Raw genomic sequence first — 8,593 nt, 5'->3', positions numbered from 1 at the left:
AAAGGGGGGAAGGGGGTGTCTGTGCGGCGATTTCTTACTTCTCGCCGGCGTCGCCGCTCGGCGCGGAGGTCGAGCGCGACTCGAGCTCCTCGAGCTGGGACTGCAGGAGCGTCCTCAGGCGCGTGCGGTACTCGCGCTCGAAGGTGCGCAGCTCAGCGATGCGGTTCTCCAGTGCAGCCTGCTGCTGCTTTACCGTGTTCATGATCTCGGTGTGCTTGCGCTCGGCGTCCGCCTGCAGCTTCTGTGCCTTCTCCTCGGCCTGGCGGACCTGCGCCTCAGCGCGGGAGTTAGCATCGTTGGTGGTCTCGTCGGCCTTCTTCTCCGCCTCGGTAACCAGCTGCTGCGCGCGGGACTCCGCAGCGCGGGTGATCTCTGTTGCCTTGGTTTCCGCTTCCTTCAGCTGGCGCTCTGCAGCACCGCGGGCCTCGTCGAGCATGGAGCGTGCCTCTGCCTGCGCATCGGAGGTCAGGCGGTCGGCCATTTCCTGGGCCAGGCCAAGCACCTTCGCGGCCTGAACGTGGGTGTCAGCCGACGCCTCGGCCTTCGGGGCTGCGGAGGTGGCCACGGTGCTCGGCTGGCTGCGGTTGGTGCCGGCCTCCTGGACCTGCTTGCGGGAGCGCTCAGCTTCCTCGCGGGCGGCGCGGACCTCTGCCTCGGCAGCGCGAACCTTCTGCTCGTACTCAGCGCGAACCTCGGCCTCGATGTCGGCGCGAAGAGCCTTCTCATCAACCTGGGGGGCAGCGGCCGGTGCGGCGGGAGCCTGCGTCGCGCCACCGCGGCTGAGGTCCTCCACCTGGGCGCGCAGGTCGTCGTTCTCGTCCATAAGCTGGGCGAGAGTATCCTCCACGAGGTCGAGGAACTGGTCGACCTCGTCCTCGTTGTAACCCCTCTTGCCAATCGGAGGCTTGTTGAAAGCGACTTTGTGCACGTCTGCTGGAGTCAGCGGCATTAGAGTTCCCTTCGCGTTAATGTCAGGCCCACGAGTGTGAGCGGGCGGGTGCTCCCCCTAGAAAAAGGGAACTCCCTGAATATAAGTACGTTTTGTATTGTGTTGACACGCTAAGTGTATCCGAAGCACACCCACGTCAATACATTTATACCCTCAATCTACCGTGGATGTTGACCTGTTGCACGCGGAGCGTGGCTGAAACACGTAAAAATACCCCCACGCCTAGCGCAAGAACGGCACGACCAGCAACGCCTGGATGCCGACCTGCAGCAACATGAGGATGAGGAACAAGGCGATCACGCTGACGTCGATGCCGATGCCGTTGCCCATCTGCAGCGGCGGAATGAGCCGGCGCAGTGCCTTCACCGGCGGATCCGTCGCCACGAAGATGTACTCGGCCGCGACCATGAACCACCGCGGCGGATCGAAGTGCTTGGAAAAAGACTGGATCATCTCCACGATGATCCGAATGACCACCATGAGGGAGTAAAGCCCGATGAGCGCAACAAGGATTGATCCGAATAAAGCCACGCCTAGCAGCCTACCGTTACCGGGCCGAGAGCACTAATGCCCCTTCCGGCACCTGCAGTGGGTGGCGAAAAGGGTCACAAACCGGCCAGCAGCGCACCCCGCTAGCGCAGGTGCGCTGCGCGCTCGAGCTCCCCCTCGGAGATATGGGCGCCTTCGGGAACGATGGCGAACACGCGGCGGTCGGTCGCCATGTCCCTGGTCAGGTTGTGCATCTTGCCGCGCAGCGCGAAGCACAGACCGGCGGCGAAGTCGACGAGACGCTTCGCGTCGGCAGCATCCAGGTCAGTCAAGTCCATGATCACGGCATCACCGTCGCGGAAAGGCTCGCCGATCTCGCGGGCGTCGTTGTAGCTGCGGGGGACGGCGGTGACCAGCGCCGGGGTGTGGATACGGGTAGAGCCGTACTCACGGGCCTGCGGGGCGTCATAGGCGCGCGGCTCGCGCTCCACACCGGCCTCGCGGCCATATCCGGTGCCCGTCGAGGCGTAGCGCGGTTCGTCGTAGTAGTAGGCCTCGTCAGCGTCGTTGACGTCCTGGACTCCGAGGCCGAAAAATTCCTTGGCGTTGCCGAGAATTGACATAGATTGGTGCTCCTGCAGGTAGTTGCCGTCCGTTGGGGGCTAGCCTACGGGCCGGGCGCCGAACACCCCGGTTCCGACACGCACGATGTCGGAACCACAGGCAATCGCTTTCTCGAAGTCGCCCGACATGCCCGCCGAGAGGTCCATGGGGCGCCCGAAGCGCTGCCCGAGGGCGTCGGCACGCTCGCGCGCTCGGGAAAAGACAGCCGTTTCATCCGCGCCGAGCGGAGGGACGACCATGAGCCCACCCAACTCGAGGTGCTGCGCCGACTCGATCGCATCCGCCACCTCGTCAAGACCACCGTAGGCGACGCCGCCGCGCGCCGTGTCGCCGTCGTCAGACACCTGCACCAGGCAACGCAGCAGCGTCGTCGTACGGTCGCCGCGCTCGAGCGCGAGCTCCATCCCACGGTCGAGCCCGGAGGCGAGTTTCACAGAATCGACGGAGTGCACCTCCGCCGCCCACCGCGCCACGGCGTTGGCCTTCTTCGACTGGATTTGGCCGATCATCGCGATCCGCACGGCCGAGCCCGCCTGCGCGAGCTCCTCGGCCTTGGCGCGCGCTTCCTGCTCGCGGTTCTCCCCCACGAGGTCCACGCCGAGCTCACCAAGTTCACCGAGCGCAACGATATCCGTCACCGGGTGGAACTTCGACACCGGGATCAGCCGTACACTGCCGGCTGGGCGCCCCGCCGCCTCGACCGCCTCGCCGATCTGTTCACGAACACGTTGAAGGTTTGCGGCAAGCTCGTCTTTCCTATCCATCGCTTCCTCCCGTCAACCAAATCACACCGGCCTGGCGGCCCGTCGTGCCTTCGCGCCGGTACGAAAAGAAATCCTTGTCAACCACGGTATCGCGCGGGTCAGCCTCGATGTGGGTGACCCCCAGCCCGAGAAGCTGACGCACCAGGCCGGCGCGGATATCCAGTCCGCTCGTTCCCTGCCGCATTGTCACCCGAGAGCCAGGCAAATGCTTCTCGACGTCCGCAGCCATGCCATCGGGAACCTCATACGACTCCCCCGCCGCTGCCGGTCCCAGCAGCGCTTGGATGTTGCCCGGGGATGCGCCCAGTTCCACCATGGCTTCAACCGTCTTGCGCACAATGCCGTTGCGCGCACCGACGCGGCCGGCGTGCGCCGCGGCGATCACACCCGCCGCATGATCGGACAACAGCACGGGCACGCAGTCGGCGACCAGCACGCACAGGGCAAGGCGGGGCGCGGTGGTGACCACGGCGTCGGTCGCCTCCACCGGCTGCGCCTGCGGGCCGTCGACAACGGTGACGGTGTTGGTGTGCAGCTGTTCCATCCAGACGAAACGCTGCGGCTCGAGCCCGAGGACGTGCGCCAGGCGCGCGCGGTTGGCCGCAACGGCGCCGGGATCATCGCCGACGTGCTCGGCAAGGTTGAACGATGCATACGGGGACGCTGATGCCCCGCCCGCGCGGGAGGTATACACCATACGGACGGGGCGATCGGTGACGCTTTGCGGGGTAAGGGTGCCGTTGTGCATACGATCCAGGCTAGTGGCATGCGGTTAAACCGTGTGTTCGCTGGCGGCCGCATCCGCGGGCGCGGCGGGGGTACTGCGCGTTTTGGACTGCGCAATGTGGGCACAGGGGCGCTTCGCGACCTGGGATTTTACGGCCTCGAAATCGCAAACCAAGCAGTACAAACTGCGCTGACACAAAGATCCGGTTGCGCCGGGGCTCGATCAGGCCCGATTAGCACGGCCCCGGCACCCGGAATCCGCTCATTTACCGCAGGAAGTCGGGAACGTCGACGTCGTCGGCGCGCTCGTCGTAACGGGGCGCACGGCGCTCCTCGCGCTCGGTGAACAGGCCGGTGCGACGATCCTCGTAGCGGTGGCGCGGCTGGCGCGATTCGCTGGTGTGGTCGTAGTCGCTGACCGGGGCTTCGGCACTGCGGTCGTCGAAAAGCGAGCCCCGCTGCGGCGCCGGGGTGGCAGTCTCGGAGGCGGGCTCCTGTTCCACCGAAACGGCGCGGGTCGAGCCCTCCGACTGCGGTTGCTCCGCGTCGGGGCGCACGTTGGCCTTCTCGTCGAAGCCGGTCGCGATGATGGTCACGCGCACCTCGTCGCCGAGGTTGTCGTCGATGATCGTGCCGAAGATGATGTTGGCGTCATCGTCGGCCTTCTCCTCGACGATGGAGGCGGCGTTGTTGACCTCCATCAGTCCCAGGTCGGAACCGCCGGCCACCGAGATGAGAACGCCCTTCGCGCCCTCCATCGTCGCCTCCAGCAGCGGCGAGTTGATCGCCTGCTCCGTGGCCGCCATGACGCGGTTGTCGCCGCGGGCGGAGCCGACGCCCATGAGCGCGGAGCCGGCGTCGGCCATGACGGAGCGCACGTCGGCAAAGTCGACGTTGATCATGCCGGGGATGGTGATCAGGTTGGTGATGCCCTGCACACCGTTGTAGAGGACCTCGTCGGCGGCGCGGAACGCCTCCATCATGGACAGCTCAGCGTCGCCGAGCTGCAGCAGGCGGTCGTTGGGGATGACGATGACGGTGTCGCAGACCTCTTTGAGGTTGGCAATTCCCTCCATGGCCTGGCGGGTGCGGCGCTTGCCCTCAAACGAGAAGGGGCGGGTGACAACGCCGATGGTCAGAGCGCCCATCTTCTTGGCGATTCCGGCGACGACCGGGGCCGCGCCGGTGCCGGTGCCGCCGCCCTCACCGGCGGTGACGAACACCATGTCGGAGCCCTTAAGCGACTCCTCGATCTCCTGCTTGTGATCCTCGGCGGAGGTGCGGCCGACCTCCGGGTTCGCGCCCGCGCCGAGTCCACGGGTAGCCTCGCGGCCGATGTCGAGCTTGGTGTCGGCGTCGGTAAACAGCAGCGCCTGGGAGTCGGTGTTGACGGCGACGAATTCGACGCCTTTCAACCCTTCCTCGATCATCCGGTTGACGGCGTTGACGCCGCCGCCACCGACTCCGACGACGCGGATCATGGCGAGGTAGTTAGCGGGAGATGTCATGGGGGATGTCTCGCCTTTCAGGTAACTCATGGTTCGTGGGCCTTACGTGGTGTCCATCATGGGCGAGAAACTTCACTTTTGATGTTTTTGGTTCGGCGTGTCACTACCCTAAACCTTTACTTTAGGGTTTTGACCTGGGGTTTTGCGCTTCTTTTCAGCGCACCGTCACCTGCTGCGGGTTGGAAATGTTGAACTCTCGACCCTCACGCTGCAGCACGCTCTCCAGCGCCAGCGCCTTGTTGGCGTTGTTTTCGCTCGCCCCCCACACCACGGTGCGGCCGTCCTTGAGCTTGAGAACAAACGTGTTCGGGCTGCGCGCCTCAATCGAGGCGACTGCCTCGCGGCTCGGCCCGCTTATCGACGACACCACGCCCATCGCTCCGGACAGCGCGGCGCCGTCTCGAGCCGCCGCACCGGTGATCTCCACCGCCCCGGCGGGCGGGTCGTCCACGGCGAACACCTCCCCTTGTGCGTTGATCAGGTGGCTGCCGTCGGGCTCGGCGACAAAGGCCACCGCGGTGTGCTCCACCAGCTCTATCTTGATCGTTGACGGCCATGACCTGGTCACGGTTGCGCTTTTGACCCACGGAAGCCCCGCCACACCGACGGCCGCGTCGTGGGTGTTGACAGCCCCGATCGGGGTACCGTTGACAATCCCTGTTGCAGCTTCGACCTCCTCCGGGCTCAGCTGCACCGCGCCCTCAACGGCGATCTCTTCGACCGCGAATACCTGGGTGCGCGGCAGGACTACAGCGGCGATCGCAATGAGGATTGCCGCGACCACGGCCCCTATGAGAATGCGGCGTTGTAGGCGAGCCATTGTCTAGCCCTCCCCGAGCGTGGCGAGGATGTCGTCGCCAAGCAGCGTGACCGTTCCCGCACCCATCGTCAAGACGAGATCGCCCGGTTCCGCGAGTTCCGCGATCGTTACCGGGGCTTGGGAGAAGTTGGGTTCGTACACCGTTCTCGCTGAAGCTTCCGGATCCATCTGGTCGATGATGATCCGCGAATCCACCCCCTCAACGGGTTCTTCGCGGGCGCCGAAGATGTCGAGGAGCACCACGGAGTCGGCGAGCGAAAGTGCGGCGGCGAACTGTTCGGCAAACGCGATGGTCCGCGAATACAGGTGCGGCTGGTAACACGCCACGACCTTGCCGCCCTGGCCGGCGGCGCGGACGGTCTCCCGCGCGGCAGTGAGCACCGCGGTGACCTCGGTTGGGTGATGCGCGTAATCGTCGTACACGCGCACCCCGGCGAAGCGACCGCCGGTTAACTGCCCTTTCAGCTCGAAACGGCGCCGCACGCCGGTAAAGCCGGTCAGCCCCTCAGCCAGCTTGCCCGGATCCGCTCCGACAAGCGTGCACGCAACCAGAGCCCCGGCCGCGTTGAGCACCATGTGCTGCCCGGGGATGCTCAGGGTGTAGCGCACCGTGCGCTGAACGCCACCGATGGTCAGTTCCACCTCGGCGAAGGTTGTGTCGGAGGCGGTGATCACTGCCGCGGCCGGGATGTCCGGGTAGCGAGACGCCGCGGCGGCCGTGCCGTACCCGAACACGTTGACGCCGCGGGCGCGGGCGCGCTGCCCACAGGCGGCCGCTTCTGCGTCATCCAGGCACACCACGAGGTGGCCGCCGGGCGGGATGCGGTCGGCGAAGCTGTCGAAGACCTCGAAATACTTTTCCGCCGTGCCAAAGTAATCCAGGTGATCGGGTTCGATGTTGGTGATCACGGCGACATCCGGCTTGTAGCGCAGCAGGGAGGCGTCGGACTCGTCGGCCTCGGCCACGAACACCTCGCCCGCACCCTGGTGGGCGTTCGTGCCGGCGAGGTTGAGCTGGCCGCCGATGACGAACGAGGGGTCCTCGCCCGCCGCCTGCAGCGCGACGACCGCCATCGACGTCGTCGACGTCTTGCCGTGCGTGCCGGCGAGAAGCAGCTGGGTCGAGCCCTCCATCAATTCGGCGAGCAGGTCGGAGCGTCGGATCACCGGGATCGACTCCTCGGCGGCGCGCACCAGTTCCGGGTTGTCCTTCGGGATGGCCGCGAAGCTGGTCACCACGACCGTGGGGAGGCTGCCGGCGAGCTCGAGATTGGCGCGGTCGTGGCCGATCGCAATCGTCGCGCCCTGGGTGCGCAGCGCCTGCACCGGCCGCGAATCTTTCACGTCCGACCCTGTGACCACTGCGCCGCGCCGCAGCGCAATGTGCGCGAGACCGGACATGCCGGCGCCTCCGATTCCGATGAGATGGACGCGTGACAGGTCGATGCTGGGCATCGGCAACCTCCCGGGTTGTGGAACGAAACAGGTGCGTAAAGCGGTACGTTAGCGGTGTGATCTGGCGGAGCGGACGATACGCAGCGCCAGTTCGCGCGCGACGTCGCCGGCGCCGGAATCCTTCAGGGACTCCCGCATCTGCTGCAGACGCTGCGGATCGCCAAGAATGGAATTAACCTCCCTGATCAGCCTCTGGGCGCTCAGGTCGGCGTCGTCTATGCGAGCGGCGGCGCCCATGTCAACCAGGTGGGCGGAGTTGAGCCCCTGCTCACCGTTGCCGTGGGGCAGCGGCACGTAGATCGCGGGCAGACCAGCAGCGGAGTTTTCCGCCACGGTCATCGCCCCCGAGCGGCACACCACGAGGTCCGCAACGGCGTACGCCTGCTCCATAGCGTCGATGTAGGGCACGGCCGTGTAGTGCTCGTGAGCGGCGGGCGCGTCGTTCTTGCGCCCATAGGCATGGAGCACCTGCCAGCCCTTCGCCGCGAGCGTATCGACGGCCCCCGCAACCGCGGCGTTGATACTGACCGCCCCTTGCGATCCCCCGGTGACAAGGATCGTGCGCCGCCGAGGGTCCAGGTTCCACATCTTGTACCCGTGCTCGGCCTTGCTGCCGTCCGGGTCGCTGCCCACGCCGGGGCGAACGGGGATACCCACCACCTCACCGGGCATCCCGGAGCCGGCCACCGCGTTGAACCCGGTACCGCCGAGACGCACTCCGAGTTTGTTGGCCATCCCGGCTAAGGCGTTGGTTTCGAGCACGAAAAACGGCAGCCGCAATGACGCTGCCGCCAAATACGCGGAGGCGGCCACGTAACCGCCGGTGCCGAAGACGACGTCCGCGCCCACCCGCTTCAGCGCGGACCTGGTCTGGTGCACGGATTTGGCCAGCTTGAACGGCACCCCCGGCAGCAGCCAGGGTGCGGAGCGCGGAATCGGCACCGGATCAATCAGGTGGAGCTCGAAGCCGCGGGAGGGGACGATGGCCGTCTCCAAGCCCTTTTCCGTACCCAAGGCGGTAACGTGCGCGCCGAACTCATCGCGCAGCACCTCCCCCACCGCCAGGGCGGGTTCGATGTGTCCAGCGGTGCCGCCACCGGCGACGACGACGCTTAGCTTCTCAGCCATACGGTGGGAAACTCCCTTCTAGCTGGCGCGGCTGTTTCCGCGCCAGGAATTGTCTCTGCGGACATCGTAGCGCGGGCGCTCCAGCGCGCGGTCACCCGCAGCGGGGCGCTGGGTCGGCCGCCGTGACACG

The 8,593-nt window shown here is 66.3% G+C and carries 9 protein-coding genes; all 9 read right to left on the bottom strand.

What is annotated here, in order from left to right:
- Nucleotides 1–34 precede the first annotated feature (34 nt).
- Nucleotides 35–949 carry a DivIVA-like cell division protein Wag31 gene (gene wag31 / locus HMPREF0298_RS04655; protein WP_006839961.1) on the bottom strand — a complete coding sequence of 305 codons (915 nt, stop codon included), beginning with the start codon at nucleotides 947–949 and terminating at the stop codon, nucleotides 35–37.
- Nucleotides 950–1,171: 222 nt separating this feature from the next.
- Nucleotides 1,172–1,480: a YggT family protein gene (locus tag HMPREF0298_RS04650; protein WP_006839960.1), complete on the bottom strand. Its 309-nt coding sequence runs from the start codon at nucleotides 1,478–1,480 to the stop codon at nucleotides 1,172–1,174.
- Between the two features lie 101 nt (nucleotides 1,481–1,581).
- On the bottom strand, nucleotides 1,582–2,061 hold the full coding sequence (locus HMPREF0298_RS04645; protein ID WP_006839959.1) for a cell division protein SepF: 480 nt from the start codon (nucleotides 2,059–2,061) through the stop codon (nucleotides 1,582–1,584).
- A 39-nt stretch (nucleotides 2,062–2,100) separates the two neighbouring features.
- Entirely contained in the window at nucleotides 2,101–2,826 is a 726-nt protein-coding gene (locus tag HMPREF0298_RS04640; protein WP_006839958.1) for a YggS family pyridoxal phosphate-dependent enzyme, read from the bottom strand.
- Nucleotides 2,819–3,574, bottom strand: coding sequence for a peptidoglycan editing factor PgeF (gene pgeF / locus HMPREF0298_RS04635; protein WP_006839957.1), 756 nt, complete (start codon nucleotides 3,572–3,574; stop codon nucleotides 2,819–2,821). The genes HMPREF0298_RS04640 and pgeF overlap by 8 nt, the downstream gene beginning before the upstream one ends.
- Nucleotides 3,575–3,818: 244 nt before the next feature.
- Nucleotides 3,819–5,060 (bottom strand): cell division protein FtsZ, encoded by a 1,242-nt coding sequence (ftsZ, locus tag HMPREF0298_RS04630; RefSeq protein ID WP_040422502.1) that lies wholly within the window; start codon nucleotides 5,058–5,060, stop codon nucleotides 3,819–3,821.
- A 154-nt stretch (nucleotides 5,061–5,214) separates the two neighbouring features.
- Nucleotides 5,215–5,880: a cell division protein FtsQ/DivIB gene (locus HMPREF0298_RS04625; protein WP_006839955.1), complete on the bottom strand. Its 666-nt coding sequence runs from the start codon at nucleotides 5,878–5,880 to the stop codon at nucleotides 5,215–5,217.
- 3 nt (nucleotides 5,881–5,883) lie between these two features.
- Entirely contained in the window at nucleotides 5,884–7,335 is a 1,452-nt protein-coding gene (gene murC / locus HMPREF0298_RS04620; RefSeq protein WP_006839954.1) for a UDP-N-acetylmuramate--L-alanine ligase, read from the bottom strand.
- A 48-nt stretch (nucleotides 7,336–7,383) separates the two neighbouring features.
- The gene (locus tag HMPREF0298_RS04615; RefSeq protein WP_006839953.1) at nucleotides 7,384–8,463 is read right to left on the bottom strand and encodes a UDP-N-acetylglucosamine--N-acetylmuramyl-(pentapeptide) pyrophosphoryl-undecaprenol N-acetylglucosamine transferase; all 1,080 of its coding nucleotides are present in this window, start codon (nucleotides 8,461–8,463) and stop codon (nucleotides 7,384–7,386) included.
- Nucleotides 8,464–8,593 lie beyond the last annotated feature (130 nt).

It is taken from the genome of Corynebacterium lipophiloflavum DSM 44291 (assembly GCF_000159635.1).
In the GTDB taxonomy this organism is placed as follows: Bacteria; Actinomycetota; Actinomycetes; order Mycobacteriales; family Mycobacteriaceae; genus Corynebacterium; species Corynebacterium lipophiloflavum.
This window is presented reverse-complemented; position numbering and strand designations above follow the sequence as displayed.

Bases quoted from the DNA above. Each gene is read 5' to 3' on its own strand.
- HMPREF0298_RS04640 (WP_006839958.1), bottom strand. From the start codon at position 2,826: ATGGATAGGAAAGACGAGCTTGCCGCAAACCTTCAACGTGTTCGTGAA.
- HMPREF0298_RS04625 (WP_006839955.1), bottom strand. From the start codon at position 5,880: ATGGCTCGCCTACAACGCCGCATTCTCATAGGGGCCGTGGTCGCGGCA.
- HMPREF0298_RS04615 (WP_006839953.1), bottom strand. From the start codon at position 8,463: ATGGCTGAGAAGCTAAGCGTCGTCGTCGCCGGTGGCGGCACCGCTGGA.
- wag31 (WP_006839961.1), bottom strand. From the start codon at position 949: ATGCCGCTGACTCCAGCAGACGTGCACAAAGTCGCTTTCAACAAGCCT.
- HMPREF0298_RS04645 (WP_006839959.1), bottom strand. From the start codon at position 2,061: ATGTCAATTCTCGGCAACGCCAAGGAATTTTTCGGCCTCGGAGTCCAG.
- pgeF (WP_006839957.1), bottom strand. From the start codon at position 3,574: ATGCACAACGGCACCCTTACCCCGCAAAGCGTCACCGATCGCCCCGTC.
- ftsZ (WP_040422502.1), bottom strand. From the start codon at position 5,060: ATGACATCTCCCGCTAACTACCTCGCCATGATCCGCGTCGTCGGAGTC.
- murC (WP_006839954.1), bottom strand. From the start codon at position 7,335: ATGCCCAGCATCGACCTGTCACGCGTCCATCTCATCGGAATCGGAGGC.